The organism is Aureimonas altamirensis, assembly GCF_001463885.1.
Classification (GTDB): Bacteria; Pseudomonadota; Alphaproteobacteria; order Rhizobiales; family Rhizobiaceae; genus Aureimonas; species Aureimonas altamirensis.
The window spans coordinates 36,631-58,209 of the sequence record NZ_BBWQ01000024.1 but is presented as its reverse complement, the minus strand read 5'-3'; the positions used below and the strand labels follow the sequence as shown (position 1 = coordinate 58,209).

At 64.3% G+C, this 21,579-nt stretch carries 20 protein-coding genes; 9 read left to right on the top strand and 11 right to left on the bottom strand.

The features are described 5' to 3' along the window. The first annotated feature begins 35 nt into the window (after positions 1–35). Entirely contained in the window at positions 36–386 is a 351-nt protein-coding gene (locus AUL31_RS18060) for a septal ring lytic transglycosylase RlpA family protein (protein ID WP_244489459.1), read from the top strand. 127 nt (positions 387–513) lie between these two features. Here AUL31_RS18060 and AUL31_RS18055 read toward each other — a convergent pair whose 3' ends face one another. Together AUL31_RS18055 and AUL31_RS18050 are read right to left on the bottom strand one after the other, a co-directional pair. Then, entirely contained in the window at positions 514–1,314 is an 801-nt protein-coding gene (locus tag AUL31_RS18055; protein ID WP_244489456.1) for a response regulator transcription factor, read from the bottom strand. Positions 1,315–1,854: 540 nt separating this feature from the next. Continuing rightward, positions 1,855–2,427 carry a DNA-3-methyladenine glycosylase gene (locus tag AUL31_RS18050; RefSeq protein WP_060609847.1) on the bottom strand — a complete coding sequence of 191 codons (573 nt, stop codon included), beginning with the start codon at positions 2,425–2,427 and terminating at the stop codon, positions 1,855–1,857. A gap of 64 nt (positions 2,428–2,491) precedes the next feature. On the opposite strand from AUL31_RS18050, the gene aroQ reads away from it, so the two are divergent. Beyond that, on the top strand, positions 2,492–2,935 hold the full coding sequence (gene aroQ, locus AUL31_RS18045; protein WP_060609844.1) for a type II 3-dehydroquinate dehydratase: 444 nt from the start codon (positions 2,492–2,494) through the stop codon (positions 2,933–2,935). On the opposite strand, the gene AUL31_RS18040 is transcribed toward aroQ, so the two are convergent. After that, entirely contained in the window at positions 2,918–3,790 is an 873-nt protein-coding gene (locus AUL31_RS18040; RefSeq protein ID WP_060609841.1) for an alpha/beta hydrolase, read from the bottom strand. The two genes, aroQ and AUL31_RS18040, sit on opposite strands and share 18 nt — an antisense overlap. 121 nt (positions 3,791–3,911) lie before the next feature. Here AUL31_RS18040 and AUL31_RS18035 point away from each other — a divergent pair, with 121 nt between their 5' ends. From AUL31_RS18035 to AUL31_RS18010, 6 genes are all read left to right on the top strand, one after another. After that, complete coding sequence (locus AUL31_RS18035) at positions 3,912–4,730, top strand: universal stress protein (protein ID WP_060609839.1); 819 nt, start codon at positions 3,912–3,914, stop codon at positions 4,728–4,730. 97 nt (positions 4,731–4,827) lie between these two features. After that, positions 4,828–6,423, top strand: coding sequence for an ABC transporter substrate-binding protein (locus tag AUL31_RS18030; RefSeq protein WP_060609837.1), 1,596 nt, complete (start codon positions 4,828–4,830; stop codon positions 6,421–6,423). A gap of 148 nt (positions 6,424–6,571) precedes the next feature. Next, entirely contained in the window at positions 6,572–7,579 is a 1,008-nt protein-coding gene (locus AUL31_RS18025) for an ABC transporter permease subunit (RefSeq protein WP_039195185.1), read from the top strand. Positions 7,580–7,592: 13 nt separating this feature from the next. After that, complete coding sequence (locus tag AUL31_RS18020) at positions 7,593–8,534, top strand: ABC transporter permease subunit (protein WP_082647009.1); 942 nt, start codon at positions 7,593–7,595, stop codon at positions 8,532–8,534. A gap of 3 nt (positions 8,535–8,537) precedes the next feature. Next, entirely contained in the window at positions 8,538–9,377 is an 840-nt protein-coding gene (locus AUL31_RS18015; protein ID WP_060609834.1) for an ABC transporter ATP-binding protein, read from the top strand. After that, positions 9,374–10,204 carry a dipeptide ABC transporter ATP-binding protein gene (locus tag AUL31_RS18010; RefSeq protein ID WP_060609831.1) on the top strand — a complete coding sequence of 277 codons (831 nt, stop codon included), beginning with the start codon at positions 9,374–9,376 and terminating at the stop codon, positions 10,202–10,204. The genes AUL31_RS18015 and AUL31_RS18010 overlap by 4 nt, the downstream gene beginning before the upstream one ends. A gap of 269 nt (positions 10,205–10,473) precedes the next feature. On the opposite strand, the gene AUL31_RS20420 is transcribed toward AUL31_RS18010, so the two are convergent. Further along, positions 10,474–10,758: a hypothetical protein gene (locus AUL31_RS20420; RefSeq protein WP_143190294.1), complete on the bottom strand. Its 285-nt coding sequence runs from the start codon at positions 10,756–10,758 to the stop codon at positions 10,474–10,476. Between the two features lie 509 nt (positions 10,759–11,267). Between AUL31_RS20420 and AUL31_RS18005 the strand changes: the two genes are divergently transcribed. Then, a complete protein-coding gene (locus tag AUL31_RS18005; protein ID WP_060609827.1) occupies positions 11,268–13,433 on the top strand; it encodes a bifunctional diguanylate cyclase/phosphodiesterase in 2,166 nt (721 codons plus the stop codon). A gap of 28 nt (positions 13,434–13,461) precedes the next feature. Here the strand turns inward: AUL31_RS18005 and AUL31_RS18000 are convergent, their stop codons facing one another. The 7 genes from AUL31_RS18000 to AUL31_RS17970 form a co-directional block, all read right to left on the bottom strand. After that, the gene (locus AUL31_RS18000) at positions 13,462–14,289 is read right to left on the bottom strand and encodes an amidohydrolase family protein (protein WP_060609824.1); all 828 of its coding nucleotides are present in this window, start codon (positions 14,287–14,289) and stop codon (positions 13,462–13,464) included. 1 nt (position 14,290) lies between these two features. Next, complete coding sequence (locus AUL31_RS17995) at positions 14,291–15,298, bottom strand: aldo/keto reductase (protein WP_060609821.1); 1,008 nt, start codon at positions 15,296–15,298, stop codon at positions 14,291–14,293. 74 nt (positions 15,299–15,372) lie between these two features. After that, complete coding sequence (locus AUL31_RS17990; RefSeq protein WP_060609819.1) at positions 15,373–16,317, bottom strand: ABC transporter substrate-binding protein; 945 nt, start codon at positions 16,315–16,317, stop codon at positions 15,373–15,375. Between the two features lie 33 nt (positions 16,318–16,350). Then, complete coding sequence (locus AUL31_RS17985) at positions 16,351–17,337, bottom strand: ABC transporter permease (protein WP_060609817.1); 987 nt, start codon at positions 17,335–17,337, stop codon at positions 16,351–16,353. Further along, positions 17,334–18,893, bottom strand: coding sequence for a sugar ABC transporter ATP-binding protein (locus AUL31_RS17980; RefSeq protein ID WP_060609815.1), 1,560 nt, complete (start codon positions 18,891–18,893; stop codon positions 17,334–17,336). The genes AUL31_RS17985 and AUL31_RS17980 overlap by 4 nt, the downstream gene beginning before the upstream one ends. A 150-nt stretch (positions 18,894–19,043) precedes the next feature. Further along, positions 19,044–20,078: a polysaccharide pyruvyl transferase family protein gene (locus AUL31_RS17975; protein WP_060609813.1), complete on the bottom strand. Its 1,035-nt coding sequence runs from the start codon at positions 20,076–20,078 to the stop codon at positions 19,044–19,046. After that, positions 20,078–21,577, bottom strand: a complete 1,500-nt coding sequence (locus tag AUL31_RS17970) for an oligosaccharide flippase family protein (protein ID WP_060609811.1) — start codon at positions 21,575–21,577, stop codon at positions 20,078–20,080. The genes AUL31_RS17975 and AUL31_RS17970 overlap by 1 nt, the downstream gene beginning before the upstream one ends. Between the last annotated feature and the right edge of the window lie 2 nt (positions 21,578–21,579).

The window sequence follows — 21,579 nt, the reverse complement described above, 5'->3', positions numbered from 1 at the left end:
AGAAGCTGCACCTGGCGGCCATGATCTTGGCTGGAATGACGTTCGGCATGCCCGCAACCGGAGCTTATGCCGCTCAAGGAAAGACATCCTGCGGGAGCGCATCCTGGTACGCGCTGAAATCCCGTACGGCATCGGGCGAAATGATGAACCCGGCCGCCATGACGGCGGCGCACAAGACCTTGCCGATCGGCACGAAGGTCAAGGTAACGAACCTCAAAAATTCCAAATCCGTGGTGGTGCGGATCAACGATCGGGGCCCCTTCGTACGGGGACGGTTGATCGACCTTTCAAAAGGGGCTGCGCAGAAGCTGGGCTTTATCGGAGCCGGCCATGCGCGCGTGCAGATCGAGCCGGCAGACGGCTCCGGCACGCGGGATTGCGCCTGAAAAAGGCGATGGGCGGGCGCGTGTCCATGGGACACGACGCCCGCCAATAGGAAAAGACTTTAAGTTATGCTTTTACTGAAATGATACTTGCGGGCAAGGCGTCTATGCTGACGCCGCGCCGCTATCCTCAGATGGACGGACCAGCCGTTTCCGGCAGCAGATCGCGGATCTTGAACGCGACTTCCGTGCGGTTCGTCGCCTTCAACTTCTTCATGATGTTACGCACATGGACCTTCACCGTGCTCTCACGCAGGTTCAGCTCGTAAGCGATGATCTTGTTGGCCTTGCCGCGGCGCAGCGCATCCACGACCGCCATCTGGCGGGCGGTGAACATGCCGTTTAGCGGGCGCTCCGGGGCGTGGCCGGATTCCAGCATGGACTGCATGGCGAGGATGCTGGAAGCGGGCACGAAGGCGCCGCCGGCCAGCGTCAGCTCGATGGCCTCGATCGCGACGCCGATGGTGACGGTGGTCGGGATGAAGCCCTTGGCGCCGCATTCGAGTGCCTTGACGATCTGGGGCATCTCTTCCGTATCGGCGATCACGATAACCGGCACCGGCGCGGCCTCGGCGACGACGCGGCTGACATCGGCGGCAATGCCGAAATCGGTGATCTTGCGGTTGCCGAGATGCAGCAGGATGACCGCCGTCTCCGGGTGACGGGCACGCGCCTGGCGCCAGCCTTCGACATTGGAGAAGGTTGCGATCTGCAGGTCGGCGCTCTGGGCGCAGAGGCTGCTGGCAAGGCATTCGCGCTCGAGCTGCCGGCTGTCGATGATCACGACATGCGTGCGCTCTGCATCGTGGTCCGTATCGTCATTGCGCGCATTGGCGGCAACGGCGCTGTGGACGGAACGGTAATTGTGCTGGTTGGCGAGGATACCGGCCTGCGGCATGGTCCGGCCCGTGCTGTGCACCTTATCGAGCATGTGAAACCTCCATCTAAAACGGTTGGCCCATCTACAAAAACGAGACGGCTGGGCCCGGTGTTCTTCAATCAGTTGTACGGCGTCGCCAAAACTCGGTCGGACGCCAATGTTTCTCGGTACGAAAAAACAAAAGCTTTGGTAATCTTTCTGAGCGGGCTCATCATCTTCCGACGAGGCGTCCCCTCCGATGGATGTATGGCTATCGCCTACCAGCGGTTGCGTAATTAACAAATGTTAAATGCGATGCGGAAATCGATACTGTGCGTTGCGAGAAAGACTCACACAGATGCGCGCTCACCTATTGCCGGGCCAACGGTTTCATGGCCAACAGCCGCATTTTCTACCCCTTCCGTTGAATGGTTGTTCAGTCGTCCGGCCGGTTTGGAGCGGTTGGCACCACTGCTTTTGGCGGCAGGGTGACTCCTTCAGGGGGTAAAGCTACCTCGATATGGGCCAGGTGAGACGAATTCGACGGAGTCCGCGTCGTTTTGAACGTCCAGTCCCCCGGAAGGGGTGTATGGGCCTACGCCCCTGCCATTGTCATAGCCGCGCCGGGCGGCTGAGGAATGGGGAGCCCATGACAGCAAAGCGCCATGGAATGTGGACCGCCTTGCTGATGCCGATGCGCGGCCCGCGCCAGACCTGGGAAGGGCCGGCAGGCGGCTGCAATTCGAAGGGCGGGGCGCACAGGTCGCGGCCATTATGGCTGGCGTCTATTCCCAGTGCCTGCGCCAGCCGGCCGGGGCCGGAGCAGAGCAGTGCCGGCGCCGCTGTCCCGCGCCGCTCGGCCATCCGGTCCTGGCCTGCAAGCGGTTCCAGCGCCCGGATCAGGACCGCGCTTCCCGGGCGATGCGCATCGCAGACGAAGTTGAGGCACCAGTGGATGCCGTAGGACCGGTAGACATAGGCATGCGCCGTTTCGCCGAACATTGCGCCGTTGCGCGGCGTCCTGCCACGATGGCTGTGCGATGCGGGGTCGTCGCTGTCATAGGCTTCGGTTTCCACGATCCGGCCGCCCACCCCATCGATGAACAGGCTCCATCCGATCAGCCGCTCCGCGACACTGGCCGCATCGGCCGCAAAGAAGGCGCGAAGATCGGCCCTGTCCAACATGTTGCGTACGCTCCGAATGGTCTATGTGCTTGGCGTCATGTGAAGACTTTTGGGGGAGCCATCAATGCCGTTTGCCAGGATCGTCGTCATCAACGGGCCCAATCTGAACCTGCTCGGGCTCCGCGAGCCCGGCATATATGGTGCAAAGACGCTTGCCGATATCGAGGCCGACCTCCGCGCCAGGGCCGGCGGGCGGGTCGCACTGCAGTTCCGCCAGTCCAACAGCGAGGGCGACCTTGTGGGTTTCGTGCAGGAGGCCGGCCTCGATGGCGCGGGGATCATCCTGAACGCCGGCGCCTACACGCATACGTCGGTGGCGCTTGCGGATGCCGTGAAGGCTTCGCGCGCCAGAATGGTGGAGGTGCATCTTTCCAATGTCCACGCGCGGGAAAGCTTCCGCCACCATTCCTATCTGTCACCCGTCGCCGTGGGCGTGGTCGCCGGTTTCGGCGACCGGTCGTATCATCTGGCGCTCGAGGCGCTTCTGGCGCTACCGGACGAGGGTTGATTCGACGGCAAGGCGCGCCGCGACCGGCTTGAGGCTTCCGTGCGTCTCTTCCGGAAAGTCCCTGTACGATACCGCAAGATGCGGTAGGGCCGAGAGCCGCTCGGCAATCGCCTGCCCGCCAGGTCCGGCACGCAACTCGGCCGTGCGGCGCGCGTCGACGGCGGACTGGCCCGGCCTCTGCCCGCGCCGCCCCGACGTCGTGATGGAAACCAGCGTCGGTCCCTGCCTTGCCGGGCCTTTCCAGGCCAGCGTCCGCTGCCACAACTCGCCGCCATTCCACCAGATCGACGGGTCGGCAGCGGCGAAGGACGTGAAGGGCCCTACGCCGTCGTAAAGCGCGTTCAGGCAGAAGGCGCCCCCCAGCGAATGGCCGAACAGCGTCATGCGCGCCCGGTCGATAGGGTATAGATGCGCCAGGCGCGGCGCGACAGTCTCCCGCAGCAATGCCGCATAGGCCTTGCGGCCACCGGTGCGCGGGGCGGGTGATCCTGCGGCCCGTGGAATCGCATCGTCCGGCGCCTGGCTTGTCAGATCGTAATAGCGACGCGCCACGATCACATCCCTTTCGGCCTCCCCATAGCCAAGCCCCGCCACGACGATGGGTTGGTTCAGGCGCTCGGCATGCGCGATGGCCGGTTCGAAGGTGGAGTCGCCGTCAAGCAGCAGCAGCAAGGGGTAGCCGCCGGCCGGACGCTGCCCAACGGCCGCATGGATCAGGCGGTGCGACGTGCCATCGACAGGTGAGGGGAAATCCTCGGCTTCATGGATCACGGTGGCCGCTCCGTTGGCTGTCCTTGGGCCGGCAAGGCCAAGCGCCCCGGCGATGGCGATGGACAGGACATCTCGTCTGAGCATTGCGCGCTCCCAAAAAACTGCGTGCTATAAACAGGACAAAGCACTCATATTATTATGGGGTGATTTCGCAACCGGAATGTGGCTTCATCGATCGTCGGAACGGCAGGTAAGGGTGCGTGGGATGATCAGGGACATCGTTGTTCACCTGGATGGTAGCGACAAGGACGAGCGGCGGCTCCAGCATGCCGATGCGCTCGGCGCGTTCTTCGATGCGCGGGTGACTGTCCTGTTCACCAACCTGATCGAGATCGGTTACATCGCTGCCGATCCAGTGGGCGCATCGGTGGAGATCGTCGCCGATGCGATAGAGGAAGCCCGCTCCGCGGGCGACGCGACGGAAGCGCGCCTGCGCAAGCGGTTGGAGGCGATGTCCAGCCCCGTCACCTTCCAGCGCTGCGACGGAACGGATGGCGAGCTGCGCGAACATGCGGCCCGCTTTGCGCGCATGAGCGATCTTTTCGTGGCGGGACGGCCGCTTGGCGTCGAGGATGCCGGATGGCCCAGCCTGTTCCAGTCGGCGCTCTTCGCGGGTGGGCGGGCCGTTTACATGGTGCCGCCGGATGCCCCGGCCCGACCGGCCAAAACCATCGTCATCGGCTGGCGCGACAGCCGCGAGACCACGCGGGCGCTGGCCGAAGCCATGCCTTTCCTGCGTGCGGCCGATAGGGTGATTTTGGCAGCGGTGGGCCGAAGCGGTGCCGACGCTGGCGCGGACGAGATCGCCGGCCACCTTTCGCGGCACGGCGTCGACTGCGTCTTCAAGTCGCTGCCACCCGGCGACAAGGTGTCGGAAACGCTCCTGGCCGAGTGCGCCGCCGAGGGGGCGGACCTGCTGATCATCGGCGCGTACGGCCATTCCAGGTTTTGGGAATGGGTGCTTGGCGGCACCACGCGCAACATCCTCACCGTGTCCGGCGTGCCGGTTCTGCTGGCTCACTGAACGATCGTTCGGTGGGCTCTTGCGGAACAATTCAACTTAAGGTGGAATAGCCGTTCGACGGCGCTGCTGCGCTGCAACGAATGGAGAGACTCCCTACATGACACGGATGAAGACGCTTCTCGCCGCGACGGCAATGGCGCTCGCTCTGGGTTCCGCCGCGCAGGCCAAGACCCTCGTCTACTGCTCCGAAGGGTCGCCGGAAGGCTTCGATCCCGCGCTCTATACCTCCGGTACCACCTTCGACGCTTCCGGCCATCCGATCTACAACCGCCTGGCCGAGTTCAAGAAGGGCACCACCGAGACCGAGCCGGGCCTGGCGGAAAGCTGGGATGTCTCGGAAGACGGGCTTGAATATACGTTCAAGTTGCGCCCGGGCGTCAAGTTCCACTCCAACGCCAACTTCACGCCGACGCGCGACTTCAATGCCGACGACGTGATCTTCTCGTTCGACCGGCAGGGCAACACCGAGAACCCCTACCACCAGTATGTGGGCGGCGCGTCGTGGGAGTATTACAACTCCATGTCGATGCCGGAATTCGTCAAGTCGATCGAAAAGGTCGACGATTTGACGGTCAAGTTCACGCTGACACAGCCCTACGCCCCCTTCATCGCCAATGTGGCGATGCCCTTCGCCTCCATCATGTCGAAGGAGTATGCCGACCAGCTCGCCGAGGCGGGCAACGAGGCGCAGCTCAACCAGGCGCCCATCGGCACCGGCCCCTTCCAGTTTGTCGCCTACCAGCCCGACGCGGTCATCCGCTACCAGGCTTTCGCCGATTACTGGAACGGCAAGCAGCCCATCGACGATCTGGTCTTCGCCATCACCACGGACGCCTCGGTCCGGCAGCAGCGCCTTCTGGCGGGCGAATGCCACGTCATGGCCTTCCCCAATCCGTCCGACATCGACAGCCTGAAGGGCAATTCCGACCTGAAGGTGCTGGAGCAGGAGGGGCTGAACGTCGGCTACTTCGCCTACAACACCCAGCAGGCGCCGTTCGACAAGCCGGAAGTGCGCCGCGCGCTGAACAAGGCGATCAACAAGCAGGCGATCATCGACGCCGTCTATCAGGGCGCCGGTGAAGTGGCCAAGAACCCGATCCCGCCGACGATGTGGTCTTACGACGAAGCCACCGTGGACGATCCGTACGATCCGGAAGCGGCCAAGGCCGAGCTGGAAGCGGCCGGCGTTTCCAACCTGTCGATGAAGATCTGGGCCATGCCCGTGTCCCGGCCCTACAACCCGAATGCGCGCCGCATGGCCGAGCTGATCCAGTCCGACCTGTCGGCGGTGGGCGTCAATTCGGAGATCGTCTCCTATGAGTGGGGCGAGTATCTGCAGCGCACCGCCGAGGTGGACCGCGACGGCGCCATCCTGATGGGCTGGACGGGCGACAATGGCGATCCCGACAACTTCCTGGCCGTCCTTCTGGGTTGCGATGCCGTGGGCGGCGCCAACCGTGCGCAATGGTGTAACGAAGAGTTCAACGCCATTGTGCAGGAAGCAAAGACCAAATCGTCGCAGGAAGAGCGGGCCGAGCTTTACGTGAAGGCGCAGGAGATCTTCAAGCGTGAAGCGCCCTGGGCAACTATCGCCCATTCGGTCGTCTATGTGCCGACGCGCAGCAACGTGACGAACTTCATCCAGAGCCCGCTCGGTGACATGACCTTTGACGGGGTCGACATTACGGAGTAAAGGGCCGCCACGAACGGTCTTGAAGGGGGGCGATCCGTCATCGCCCCCCTTTGCCATTCCAGCTTATTGTCCATGCCGCCGCCCGATGGGGCGCCATGGCGCCGTCCGGCCATCTCCACGAAGAGCAACCTTCGCAAGATAGAGCGACATGTTTCGATTTTTTCTCTCGCGCATCGGCGTCCTGATCCCGACCTTTGTCGGCGTCGCCATTGTCGCCTTCTCCTTCATCCGGCTGTTGCCGGGTGATCCGGTTCTGCTGATGGCGGGCGAAAGGGGCATGTCTCCGGAGCGCCACGCGCAGCTTTCCGCGCAACTGGGCTTCGACCAGCCTTTGCCGATCCAGTTCTGGCATTATCTGGTCGGGCTCTTCCAGGGCGATTTCGGGCAGTCCATCGTGACCCGCCGCCCGGTGCTGGACGAGTTTCTCAGCCTCTTCCCCGCCACCATCGAGCTGGCCACGGTCGCCATCCTGCTGGCGGTGCTGATCGGCGTTCCGGCCGGCGTGCTGGCGGCGATCAAGCGCGGCTCGTGGTTCGACCAGACCATCATGGGAACGGCGCTCGTCGGCTATTCCATGCCGATCTTCTGGTGGGGCCTGCTGCTCATCATCCTGTTTTCCGGCACGCTGGGCTGGACACCGGTGTCCGGCCGCATATCGCTGCTCTACTTCTTCCCGCCGGTCACCGGCTTCATGCTGATCGACAGCCTTCTGTCCGGCCAGGCCGGGGCCTTCAAGTCGGCCGTCAGTCATTTGATCCTGCCGGGCATCGTGCTTGCCACCATCCCGCTGGCCGTCATCGCGCGGCAGACGCGCTCGGCCATGCTGGAGGTGCTGAGCGAGGATTACGTCCGCACGGCGCGCGCCAAGGGCCTGTCTTCCTTCCGCGTCGTCGGCGTGCACGCGCTGCGCAACGCGCTGATCCCCGTAGTCACGACGATCGGCCTTCAGGTGGGCGTCCTCCTGGCGGGTGCCATTCTAACGGAAACGATCTTCTCGTGGCCGGGCATCGGCAAATGGATGGTCGATTCCGTCTTCCGCCGCGATTATCCGGTCGTCCAGGGCGGACTGCTTCTGATCGCCATCGTCATCATGGTCGTGAACCTCGTCGTCGATCTGACCTACGGTCTGATCAACCCACGGGTTCGGGCGCGCTGAGGAGGATGGAACGATGAGCCATATCCAGGCACAGGAATCCGCATCGCAGGTCGGCAGCATGGTCCCGACGCCAACCCCCGAGGGCGGCGTACGCGGCCAGATGCTGCGCGAATTCTGGTATTATTTCTCCGAGAACAAGGGCGCGGTCCTCGGCCTCGTCGTGTTTTCCATCGTGGTGTTCGTGGCGCTGTTCGCGCCGATCCTGGCCCCGCACAACCCGGCCGCGCAAAACCGCGACGCGCTGTTGCTGCCGCCCGTCTTCATGGAAGGCGGCCGGTGGGCCTACGCGCTCGGCACCGATGCCGTGGGCCGCGACATCCTGTCGCGCCTGATCTACGGCGCACGCTACTCGCTGTTCATCGGCGTCTTCGTGGTGACGATCTCGGTGTCCACCGGCATCGTGATCGGCATGATCGCCGGATACATGCGCGGCTTCGTCGATACCGTCATCATGCGGTTGATGGACATCATCCTGGCCTTCCCGTCGCTGCTGCTGGCCCTGGTGCTGGTGGCGGTTCTGGGGCCCGGCCTCACCAATGCGATGATCGCCATCGCGCTCGTGCTGCAACCGCATTTCGTGCGGCTGACGCGCGCCTCGGTGATGGCCGAGAAGGAGCGGGAATATGTGACGGCGGCGCGCGTGGCCGGGGCGGGTCCGCTGCGGCTGATGTTCCGCACCATCCTGCCCAACTGCCTCGGGCCCCTGATCGTGCAGGCGACGCTGTCCTTCTCCAACGCCATCCTGGACGCGGCGGCTCTGGGCTTCCTCGGCATGGGCGCGCAACCGCCGACGCCCGAATGGGGCACCATGCTGGCCGAGGCGCAGGAATTCGTGCTGCGGGCGTGGTGGGTGGTGACCTTCCCCGGTCTCGCCATTCTCGTCACCGTCCTCGCGATCAATCTGATCGGCGACGGCCTGCGCGATGCCATCGACCCGAAGATGCGGAAGGGCTGAACCATGAGCCTTCTTGAAGTTCGCAACCTGACCGTCGAGTTCGAGACGGTGCACGGGCCGTTCCGCGCCGTGGACGGGGTGGACCTGGCCGTGGACCGCGGCGAGGTGCTGGCCATCGTCGGCGAATCCGGCTCCGGCAAGTCGGTCGGCATGCTGGCCGTGATGGGCATCCTGCCCAAGTCGGCGAAGGTGACGGCTGATGTCATGGCCTTCGACGGACAGGACTTGCGCCGGCTCGGCGGTGCGCAGCGCCGGCAGATCGTGGGGCGCGACATCGCCATGATCTTCCAGGAGCCGGGCTCCAGCCTGAACCCCTGCTTCACGGTGGGGACGCAGATCACGGAAGTGCTGCGTGTCCACATGAATATGGGCCGGTCCGAGCGGCGCCGCCGTGCGATCGAGTTGCTGGAGGCAGTCGGCATCCGCGACGCGGAAGAGCGCCTCGGCAGCTACCCGCACCAGATGTCGGGCGGGCAGGCGCAACGCGTCATGATCGCCATGGCCATCGCCTGCAACCCCAAGCTGCTGATCGCAGACGAGCCGACGACGGCGCTGGACGTGACGATCCAGAAGCAGATCCTGGATCTGTTGATGGACCTCCAGGCCCGGCACGGCATGGGGCTGATCATGATCACGCACGACATGGGCGTCGTGGCCGAAACGGCCGACCGGGTGATCGTGCAGTACAAGGGCCGCAAGATGGAGGAAGCCGACGTGCTGACGCTCTTCGAATCTCCCTCCAACGCCTATACGCGGGCGCTGCTGTCGGCCCTGCCGGAAAACGCGACGGGCGACCGCCTGCCCACCGTGGCCGATTTCATGGCGGCGGAGGCCGGTCGATGAGCGACATCATGCTTGAAGCCCGCGACATCGTCCGCGACTATCAGGTGTCGCGCGGCCTGTTCGGCCGCACGCGCACCGTGCATGCGGTGCGCGGCATCAGCCTTCGGCTCGAGCGCGGCAAGACGCTGGCCGTGGTGGGCGAATCCGGATCGGGCAAGTCCACGCTGGCGCGCATCCTGACGCTGATCGACGCGCCCACCAGCGGAGAATTGTTCATCGGCGGACAGAAGATGGACATCGCGCGCAGCGGCGTGACGCGCGACATGCGTCGTCAGGTGCAGATGGTGTTCCAGAACCCGTATGGTTCGCTCAACCCGCGCCAGAAGGTCGGCGATGTCCTGTGCGAACCGCTGCTGCTCAATACCGACAAGCGGGCATCGGAGCGCCGCGAACTTGCCATGCAGATGCTGGTCAAGGTCGGCCTCCAGCCCGAGCATTACAACCGCTACCCGCACATGTTCTCGGGCGGCCAGCGCCAGCGCATCGCCATCGCGCGGGCCCTGATGCTGTCGCCGAAGATCCTGGTGCTGGACGAGCCGGTCTCGGCGCTCGACCTGTCGGTGCAGGCACAGATCCTGAACCTCCTGTCCGATCTGCAGGACGAGTTCGACCTGACCTATGTTTTCGTCTCCCACGACCTGTCGGTGGTGCGGTACATCGCGGACGAGGTGATGGTGATGTATCTGGGAGAGGTGGTGGAACACGGCACGCGGGATGCCGTCTTCGCCGCCCCCCAGCACGATTATACGCAGAAGCTCTTTGCCGCGACGCCCCGCGCCGATGTCGACAGCATCCGCCGGCGCATCGCCGCCCGACGCGCGGCCTGAGCGCGCAATCGGCCGCATCCGACAGTGGTTGCGGCCGATGCTTGAGCGATATCGACCTTAGTTCATCCGATATGCAAGGGCGGCGTCAGCCGCAATTCCGATACGGCCGTCTGCAAGCCCAAAGCTGCTCGCCCGTATACCTGAAATCCTTGCCATCACCCTGTCCGGGGGATAGCGATCTAACGATCTCCAAATACGAGTTCAGGGCGTCGGCCTTTGCGGCATGTGACAATCATGCAGGTTCGATCAATATAAATCTGATATCTTGATCAGTCATCTGACCAAGGCCTTATTTTGTACTGATACTCGGTATATCGGCGAAATGTTAGGAAGTATGAAATTAATGATACGCCGTTTATTCCAAAATCCTTTTCTAAAATATTTGTGAGTTGGATGCCTAGATAATGCGGCAAAACCTCATTCTCAACCTCGCACTTAAGGTAATATGAATATAGATCGGGTTGCTTTTCACGAAGAGCAGCTTCATAGCTCTGGACAACGCGAAAGCGCTCGTGCTGCTCTTCTGTCCAAGTTTCGGGGCTATCAAAGTCCACCTTCACCTTCCTGTGCGAGTTGGCTGCGTACGCTATACGATGTCAACTGTCGGGTGCTTTGATGTCAGTAATGTTTGGATGAGTAAATAAACCTGAGGTGGAAATAATGGTAGGTATTGCTCCGCAAGGTGCACACATCGGCGTGCCGTAGCGGGAGGGAAAGACAAGCAGCCTGCTCCTTGCCTCGCGCTCCCGCCGGCTTGAGCGCTGGCAGAACAAGAGCTCCAAGAGTGGCGCAGTCAGGGCATATAGGCCGGCGCAGGTCTGTAACTATGTCGGGGTCTTGATGACTCTTGACGCCGTCACGCGGTAAGGATGCCCTTAGTCCGGTGATGCCAACCGCAGGGAGGGCTGTGGTGCCACCCCAATGCTGATCAATCGGCTCGGACGATAAGCGACAGGATTGCACCCATACAAGCACGGCCTCCCAGCCATGGCATCTTGCAACGGATTTTGAATAATCTACAGTTGTATTTATCCGAACGCCGTCACCAGGTCAGCGAAAGCGCATGCAATCCATTCGCCGCTTCTTTCCGCGCCAGTACCTGGTGCCGACGGCCCTGTTGGTTGTCACGTCGTTTGGAGCGTTGTTTTCGCTGCTTTATTACCTGACGAATGTGCAGGACAGGCTGGATACCGAGCGCGACAGGCAGACGATCGGCAGCGCGATGCAAAGCCTTGTCGAGTTTGCCGTGCACGATCTGCAGGACTACGCCGTGTGGGACGACGCGTTCCGCGCGCTGGTCCTGTCGTTCGATCCGGTCTGGGCGGATGACAATATCGGCGTCTATCTCGGCCAGCGGCAGGGCTACACCCATCTGTTCATCATCGAGAACGGAACCTCGACGATCTACTCCTACGATGACGGCAGCCCGACGGCGCAGCCCCTGGATGCCTTCGCGACCGTGGGCGAAGCCCTGCGCGCCGGGGTGGAGGCTGCCGGCACGGCCGAATATTCCGGCATCACCGCAGTTGGGGCCTTCACGTCGCAGGGCGGAAACATGTTCGTCTATGCGGCGGCGGATTTAACGCCGCTGTCTCCGGGCCTGGCCGGCCCGGAAGGACTTCGGCGTACGATGGTGATCACGCGTCCCATCGATGGCGCCCTCGTCGATAGCCTGTCCAGCCGGTACCGCACCGGCGCCCTGCGCTTGCTGACCGATAGCGGCACGGTGGCCGGCGAGGAAATGGTGACCCTGAGAAGCGTGACCGACGAGCCCATCGGTGCCGTCGTCTGGACCCCCGACACTCCGGGCACCGCGCTGATGCACCAGATCTTGCCGGGGCTGATGCTGATCGCGCTCATCTCGTTCTTTGCCGCGGGCGTGATCCTGAACCGCGCGCGCCTGTCGAACGAGGCGTTGCATTCCAGCCGGGCCAATATCCGTTTTCTTGCCTATCACGATGCCCTGACAGGTCTTGCCAATCGGAGCCGCTTTCTGGCCCAGCTTCGCCATGGCGACCGGCGGCCCGACCAGTATCTTCTCTACATGGACCTCGACGGCTTCAAGGAGGCCAACGACGTCTACGGCCATGCCACCGGCGACGACCTCCTTGTGGAGGCGGGCCGCCGTATCCAGCGGTCGACGCCGCCCGGCTCGACCGTGGCGCGCACCGGCGGCGACGAATTCGCCGTGCTTCTGCCGGGCGGCGCTGCGGACGAGCCGCAGCGTACGGCCAACAGCGTCCTTTCCGCCTTCGAGCCGCCGTTCCACGTCAGCAGCTACAGCGTCAATATCGGCGTCACCATCGGCGTGGCGCGGCGGGATGCACGGCTGGAGGCGGAGGAAGTCATGCGGCGCGCGGATGTCGCCATGTATGCGGCAAAGTCGCGTGGCAAGCGCGGCTGGCTCGCCTACGAGCCGCAGCAGGACGAGGCGAACCTGGTGCGCCATGCCATGGAAGGCGCTTTGCGCGAGGCCATGGCGCGCGACGAGATCGAGGTGGCTTTCCAGCCGATCGTCAACGCTTCCACCGGGCGCATCGAGATGGTGGAGGCGCTCGCGCGTTGGGAGCACCCTGAGACCGGCGCGGTCTCCCCCGACCATTTCATCCGTGTCGCGGAGCAAAGTGGCCTCATCAACGAACTCGGCCTGCGCGTGATCGCCAAGGCGTGCCACCGGGCGCGCGACTGGGATATCGGCCTGTCGGTGAACCTGTCGCCGGTACAGTTCTGGGATCGCAACCTGGTCGGCTCGATCATGGAGGTGCTCGAGGAATCGCGCTTTCCTACACGGCGGCTGGATTTCGAGATCACCGAGAAGCACCTTCTGCGGCGGCCCGACGAAGCGGAGCGGATCCTGGGCGAGTTCCGTGCGCGCGGTATCCGAATTTCGCTGGACGATTTCGGCACCGGCTTCAGCAGCATCGGTTATCTCCAGCGCCTGTCGCTGGATAGGATCAAGATGGACCGCTCCTTCGTGGCCGCGGCGGAGCTTGGCGGAAAGCCCTACCGCCTTGCTGCGGCAATCGTGGAACTGGGCCGCGCGCTGGACCTGCCGGTCACGGCCGAAGGGGTGGAAAGCGAAAACCAGGCCGAACTGATGCGGCGCATCGGCTGTGCAAGCCTGCAAGGCTGGCTCTTCGGGCATGCGCTGTCGGCGCAGGAGGTTGAGGCGCGGCTTGGCATGGACCGCCCGGGCGCCGTTGCGGCGGGCGCCAAGGCCAGCCTTTAACGCGGTGGGGCGCCAGGGCGATGCCGCGTCAGAGGCTGTAGAAGCGCCGCGCGTTTTCGCCGAGAACCTTATCGATGGCCGAACGCCCGAAATTCGCAAGCACTGCGGCCTCGACGCGTTCTGTCCAGTCGGCATACTGCCCGGCAAGCTCGATCACCGGCCAATCGCTGCCGAAGATGACCCGGTCCGGCCCGAATGCCTGCAGGACCATGTCGGCCACGCGGCCGACGCCGTCCATATCCGGCGGTGAGCCTGCTTCGGTGACGATGCCCGAAAGCTTGCAACTGACCTGCGGCATCGCTGCGAGGCTGTCCATGTCGCGCCGCCAATCCGCGAGGTCGCCGCTGGCGATATCGGGCTTGGCGCAATGATCGATCACGATGGGCAGGTCTGGGTGCCGCCGCGCGAAGCGTGCCAGAGGTGCAAGATGCTCGGGCTTGACCAGCGCATCGAAGACGAGGTTCGCCGCCAGCATCGCGGCGACCGAAGCGTCGAGGGCGGGATCGTCGATCCAGTCGACGTCAGGCAGGTCCTGCAGCATGGGGCGCAGGCCCTTCAGCTTCGGATGCCGGGCAATGTCTGCGATGGTGATTGCTGCGTCCGGCGCCTTCATGTCGACCCAGCCGACGACGCCGAGCACAAAAGGCTCGCGGTCCGCGATGTCCAGCAGGAAGCGCGTATCCGCAAGGCTCGGCAGCGATTGGACGAGCACGGTCCCGTCGACGCCCGTCGATGCCAGAAGCGGTTTCAGGTCCGCCGGCGTGAAATCGCGATGGATGGCGGCCAGATCGGGCGGCGGCCATTGGCCGCCACGGTCGGCGATGGCCCAGAAATGCTGGTGCGCGTCGATGCGCATATTACTGCCCCGGGACGGGCGCGTCGGCCGCGATCAGGCCCCGTTGCCGGAGGGTCGACCAGAATTCGGCGGGAATTTCGGTTTCGAGCCAGCGGGCGCTGGTTTCGATCTGGTCGGGCCGGTGTGCGCCGGTATTGACGGTCACGACGGCCGGGTGCGCCAGGGGAAACTGAATGGCGGCCGCGGGAAGGGGGATATCGAACTCCCGCGCGACTTCGGCCAGCGCCTCGGCCCGGCGCACGACGCCCTCCGGAGCATCCTCGTAATTGAACTTGCCATTGCCGACGAGAAGGCCGGAATTGAAAGGCGCCGCCGCCACGATGGCGTGGCCCGCCCGGGCGGCGCGATCCAGCATCGAAAGGCTGTCCTGCTCCAGCAGCGTGTAGCGCCCTGCAAGCATGGTGCAGTCGAGGTCGATTTCGTTCATCGCAGCCTCCACCACCGCCACTTCGTTGACACCCAGCCCGACCCCGCGGACAAGGCCGGCGCTGCGCAGCTCGTCCAGCGCGCGGAAGCCGCCGCCCTCGGTCAACTGCCGCCAGTGATGATCGGCGCGCTCGCCATGCGTCACTGTTCCGATATCGTGCACGAAAAGCAGATCGATCCGCGTCAGCCCCAGGCGCTGCAGGCTATCCTCGAACGAGCGCATGATGGCGTCGTAGCCGTAGGAATAATCCGGGCGGAAGGGCATGGGCTCGGCATAGCCATCCTCGAAACCCGTCACCGTCGCGTCGGGTCGCATCAGCCTGCCGACCTTGGTCGACAGAACGAAGGTGTCCCGGTCGCGCTGGGCGAGGGCCGCGCCGACGCGGCGCTCCGATCTCGTATAGCCGTAGAAGGGCGCCGTATCGAAATAGCGGATGCCGGCGCTCCAGGCGGCATCGATGATGGAGGCGGCGACGCCGTTTTCCATCGGGCGGTAGAGCCCGCCGATCTGCGCGCCGCCAAGGCCCAGCACGGTCAGTTCCAGCCCGGTGCGGGGCAGGGCGCGGCGGTCCGAAACCTTCATGCGTCGTATTCCTTGACGGTGCTGCGGGCAGATGGCTTCGCCCGGCGCCTGGCCGGGCGAAGCCGTTGCTGACTTTAGTAGAGGACGTTCTGTGCCTCGGGCGTGTCGATGTTCTCCTTGGTGACGAGAACGACGCCGGTATCCTGGTTCTTGTCTACCTTGGCGCGGTCGATGACCTTGACCACCGTTTCGACGCCCTTTTCTCCCATCTGGAAGCTGCCCTGCACGGCGATGGCCGCCAGCGTGCCATCCCTGACGAAGTTCTGCAGGTCCTCGTTACCGTCGAAGCCGATGCCGACCACCTGTCCGGCGCGGCCCGACTGGGACAGAGCGCGGCCCATGCCGATGGCGGTGGGCTCGTTGGCGCCGAAGATGCCCTTCAGGTCCGGGTTGGATGCGAGGACGTCGGTGGTCTGGTTCAGCGCCGTCGCCATCTGGGAGTTGGAATAGAAGGGACCGACGATCTCGATCTCGGAATTGGCCTTCAGGTAATCGACGAAGCCGCCCACGCGCCCGATCTCGGAGCCAGCGCCCGCCACATAGGACATGACGGCCACCTTGCCCTCCTTGCCGATGCGCTCGATCATCTCCTGCGCGGCCAGTTCGCCGGCGGCCTTGTTGTCGGTGGCCAGGAACGACTGGTAATAATCCGACGCTTCGTCCGCGATCGCGGAGTCGATCAGCACCACGGGGATGCGCGCTTCCCAGGCCTTGCGGATCGAGGGCACCAGCGCTTCCGGATCTGAAGGGGCCAGCACGATACCCGCGACACCGCGGTTCACGGCGTTGTCCACCATGTTGACCTGATCGGCGATGGCCGATTCCGAGGCCGGGCCCTGGAAGGTCATGCTGTAACCCTGCACGTCCTTCATGGCGGCGTCCGCGCCCTTCTGGACGTTCTGCCAGAAGGTGGCATTGGCCGTCTTGACGATGACGGCGATCTCCTTTTCCTGCGCCATGGCAGAGCCGGCGGCCAGGGTGAAGACCGATGCGAGTGCCGCGAGTGCCAGTCTTTTCATGCTTGTTCTCCTCCTCTGATAGTCGATGTCCGGTCAGCGCCGGTTGCGGATCTGGTCGAGCCAGACCGTCAACAGGATGACAAGGCCGATGATGATCTGCTGCGTGAAAGCCGACACTCCATTCATGTTGAGGCCGTTGCGCAGGATGCCGATGACGAAGGCGCCGATGATGGTGCCCGAGATGGTGCCGACGCCGCCCATCAGCGAGGTGCCGCCGATGACGGCGCTGGCGATGGCGTCCAGCTCGTACATGACGCCTTCGTTTGGCTGCGCCGTGACCAGGCGGGACATCAGGACGCAACCCGTCAGCCCGGCCATGGTGCCGGACAGGACATAGGTGAACAGCGTGACCGCCTTGACGTTGACGCCGGAAAGCCGCGCCGCCTCGACATTGGAGCCCACGGCATAGATGTGCCGTCCCAGCGTCGTGCGCGTCAGCATGATGGAGATCGCGATGGCCAGGACGATCATCAGGATGACCGGATAGGGAATTCCCGGGAACACCACCGTCGGAAATCCGTCGTCGCCGATGTTGACGATGCGGAACAACGCGCCATTGCCGAGTTCGCCGAAGGACTGGCCGAGGCCCGAAACCGGCCGCGCGCCGGTGATCTGGAGTGCAAGGCCACGTGCGATGAGCATCATGCCGAGCGTGGCGATGAAGGGCGGCAGGCGGAGCTGCGTGACGGCGATGCCGTTGACGAGGCCGCACAGGGCCCCCACCGCAACGCCGCCCAGCATGCCGACGGGCACGGGAATGCCGGCCTTGACCAGCAGCGCGGCGACGACGCCGGCCAGCGCCAGCACCGAGCCGACCGAAAGGTCGATGCCCCCGGTGATGATGACGCAGGTTGCCCCGAAGCCGAGAATGGCGATGGACGTGACCTGCAGCGCGATCGTCATGCCGTTGCTGACGGTCATGAAGGCACTGCTGGTGATGGAGAAGGCGATCGTCAGCAGGAGCAGGCTGCCGAGGGCCGCGAATTTCTGGAGAAGGTCTTTTCTGCGATCGCTCGTCATTCGGCTTTCCCGGCACGCTGTTGCGCCACAGGCCGGCTGTAGCCCGAGGCATAGTGCATGATGTCTTCCTGGTTGGTTTGCGCCGTATCGAGGGTCGCCATGACGCGCCCCTCGTGGAAGACGGCGATACGGTCCGTCACGCCGAGGATTTCCGGCAGTTCGGAAGAAATGAGCACGATGCCGAACCCGTCCGCGGCAAGGGCGTCCATCAGCTCGTAGATCGCGTATTTGGCGCCCACGTCGATGCCGCGGGTCGGCTCGTCGAAGAACAGGATGCGCGAACCGCGATACAGCCATTTGGCGATCACGATCTTCTGCTGGTTGCCGCCGGACAGGAGCCGCGTCACCTGGCGTGCCGAAGGGGTGCGGATCGACAGGCGGGCGATATAGTCCCGCGCGACCTCCTGCTCCTGCCCGAACCGGATGAAGCCGGCGGCCCCGGACACCTTGTCCATGCTGGGCAGGGTGATGTTGTCGGCGACCGTCATCTTCAATGCCAGGCCATCGCCTTTCCGGTCTTCCGAAAGGTAGGCGATACCCTCGCGGATGGCGTCGCGCGGACTGGCGATGGACAGGGTCCGGTCGCCGAGCCGGATGGTGCCGGCGTCGAGGGGGTCGGCGCCAAAGATCGCACGGGCGACTTCGGTGCGGCCGGCGCCCATCAGGCCGGCGAAGCCCAGAATCTCGCCGCGACGCAGATCGAAGGAGACATCTGCGAAGACGCCCTTGCGCGTCAGCCCTTCGGCGCTGAACAGGACTTCGGCGGTGGGCGTCGAGGTGCGCGGCGGAAACTTCTCTTCCAGAGAGCGGCCGACCATGTCGGAGACGATCTCGTCCACGCTGGTGTCGGCGAAGTCGCGGGTGGAGACATGGGTGCCGTCGCGCAGCACGGTGACGCGGTCGACGATCTCGGCCATCTCATCCAGCCGATGCGAAATATAGATGATGCCCACTCCGGCGCTCTTCAGGTTCTTGATGATCCGGAAGAGGACGCTGGTTTCCGATTCGGTCAGCGACGATGTCGGCTCGTCCATGATGAGCACGCGCGCATTCAGCGACAGAGCCTTCGCGATTTCCACCATCTGCGATTGGGCAATGGACAGGCTGCGGACTTCGGCGGTGGGTGCAATGGCCACCTTGAGCCGCTCGAGAAGGGCCTTGGCTTCGCGGTTCAGGCGCGCGCGGTCGATAAAGGGGCCGCGCTTCGGCTCACGCGCCAGAAAGATGTTTTCTGCGACGCTGAGATGCGGAACGAGATTGAGCTCCTGGTGAATGATGGCGATGCCGGCCGCCTCGGACTGGCGCGTGCCGGTGAACCGGGTTTCTTCGCCGTCCAGCAGGATGCGGCCTTCGTCGGCCTGATACAGGCCGCCGATGACCTTCATCAGCGTGGATTTGCCGGCGCCGTTCTCGCCGCAGACGGCGTGTACTTCGCCCGGCCGCAGATCGAAGGAGACCCCGCCCAGGGCGCGTACGCCCGGAAACGTCTTCACGATCCCGTCGAGGGCCAGAAGTGGTGGCGCGTCTCCGCGCACGGATGCTGGTGCATGCGTCATGCGGACGGCCTGCCTCCCTGCTAGCCCGCGTCGTCCGGCCCCTCCCGAGGGCCGGTGCGCAAGACTTATCGTCCAAGAGGAAACTGGTCAATCCAATTAGCACGCGAAACGTGTAAGTGACCTACAACGCCCAGAACGCGTCTTTTTTGGTCAGGCCAAAACCGACGCGTCTGCCGCCTTCTTCTGGTCTATGCCATCCAGCACGGCCAAGGCCTCGGCCATATCGGCCACCAGGAAAGAACGGTCGCTGTTGGTTGTGTTCCAGGCGGAGATGAGCCCGCTAGTCTTGCCGTAGCTGTTGTCGAGCACGCAATGGGGCCTGTCGATCAGCACGCACATGATATGGCCGTGCATGCGGTCGGTGATCACCTGCCGTGCCGAGCCGAGCAGCTCTATTCCGCGCTGGAAACGCTGGCGCGCACGCTCGCGGTAGGCCAGTTCCGTCATGCGCGCCCGTCCGCCGACCTGGCCCGACAGCAAGCCGCGCAGGATGGCGGTCCGTTTGGTGCGGCGCTGGAAATCCTCCGGCTCTTCCGGCCAGTCGGACTGGATCGTGCCGGGCCGCTTCACGGCTTGCGACACATCGTGCGTTCCGGTGGCTTCATGGTCGTCGCGCAGGTTCAACAGCAATTCGTGTGTCGGTGCGGGCGGCGTCACCTGGCCGATGCAGAAGGCCATGTCGGGCACCAGCCGGCTTTCGCACTGAAAATGCGCGCGGGCGTAGTCGAGGCTGCGCTGGTCGCGCACCAGCAGGGTGAATTTGCCATGCTTTTCGATGGCGCGGGCCGTCGAATCGCGGTTGGCCTCGGAGTTGAACTTGATGGTCTGCGGGAGCTGGACGATGGGTCGTCCCTTGTGCCGATCCAGAAGAGCCTCGCGGAAGGGGCGGAAACCCGGCCAGACATCGCCGAAATTGCCGCCGCCATGCAGGAATATCGGCGCATTGCCGACGGCCGCCTTCATCTTCCCTTCGTCGAAGGTCGGAATCTCGGACACGTAGCCGGCGCGCATGCCGCGTCCGTCGAAATAGGCGAGCTCGCCCATCCAGATCGCGCTGTCGCCGATGTTGTAATGGTTCGGGAAATCCAGAAGGGCGAAGGCTTGCGTCGGATCGACGAGGTCGACGAGCGCGTCCTCGATAAGGCCCTTCAGACGGGCGATGATGGCTGCGTTCGTTTCCGGCATCAGGCTTCTCCAGTGGATGTCGCGGCCGCGCGGCCGCGACGCAGCGCGGAAAGGGCGGTATCGATATAGGGTTTCAGGGTGCGCCGGCCGAACACGGCCAGGAACAGCACATAGGCCGTGGCGCCGATGGCCACCGATGCCGCCAGGGCGGCCGGCGGCCAGCCGATGGCGGCAGCGACAGGCGCTTTCGTCAGCCAGACGATGGCAGCCATGAGTAGCGAGCCGGCTAAAGGCATGGCGACCGCGCGGATCGTGCCGGCGGGGTCGATGCCGGCATGCTTTTTCAGCAGGTATTGCTGGTAGGGCATCGTCGCCCAGGCGCGCAGCGTGTAGCCGGCGGCGACGGCGACCACGCCATAGGGCACCAGCAGCCATGTCAGCAGCAGGGTGGCGGCAAGCTGCAGCGCGGCGACCGACATGATCGTCTCTGCCTTGTTGACCGCGGCCAGGGCGGGCGCGGCAAAGACATTCATGACGAAGGGCACCGCCATCAGCACGAGGGCCGTGGCGATGGGGCCGGTATTGTGCCACTGCCGGCCGAACAGCAGGTCGATGGTTTCCTGCGACAGCGCGCCGAAGCCGAACAGCAGCGGGAAAGTACCGAGCGCGGCTGCGCCGACGATGCGGTTGTAGGCGTTGCGGAACGCCGCCTCGTCGTTCTGCAGGCGCGACAACGTGACCAGCGATACGCTTCCGATGGGCGCCAGCACAGCCTGCCCGATCAGTTCTATCAGCCGCCATGCGATACGATAGCGGCCGACTTCGGCGGGGCCGTACCACCGGGCGATGAAGATGTCCTGCACGCGGGTCAAAAGCATCCACAGAAGCTGGCTGACCATCAGGCTGATACTGAAGGTGAAGACGCCGCGAAACCGCTGCCTGTCGAAACGCAGCTTCGGCATCCACGGAAAATAGTACCACCCCAGCGCAACCGTAACCACGGCCTGCACCGCCGCCTGTGCGACGAGGGCGTAGACGCCCCAGCCTCCCAGGGCGGCCGCGATGGCCGCCGCACCCGACAGCATGCTTGCGACGATGCTCTGTGCGGCGAGGTTCTTGTGTTTGAAGTCGCGCGCCAGGCGCGCATTGTGCACCACGGCCAGTGAGCCGAGAGGGATCAGAAAGGCGAGCCAGTACAGGATCGGCTCTACCGCCGGGTCGCGCACGGCCGATGCGTAGTAGGGCGCGCTGAAGAAGATGACGAGGCCCATGGCAAGGCTGAAGGCAACGAGCGCCCAGAAGGCGGTGTCGGCCAGTTCCTCGTCCAGATCGTACTGCCGCGTGACGGCGTCGCCGAAGCCGCCGAAGGCGATGATGCGGCCGACTTCGGTGAACAGGCTGGCCAGCGCGAAGGTGCCGAACTCGGCCGGCCCGAGCACGCGCGCAAGCACCAGAAAGATGACGAAGGTCGCAACGGTGCTCCACGCCACGCGCACGACGGACCACATGACCGACAGGACCGTCTTGTGCTTCAGATCCGCGGTGGCGGGGTTGCTCATCG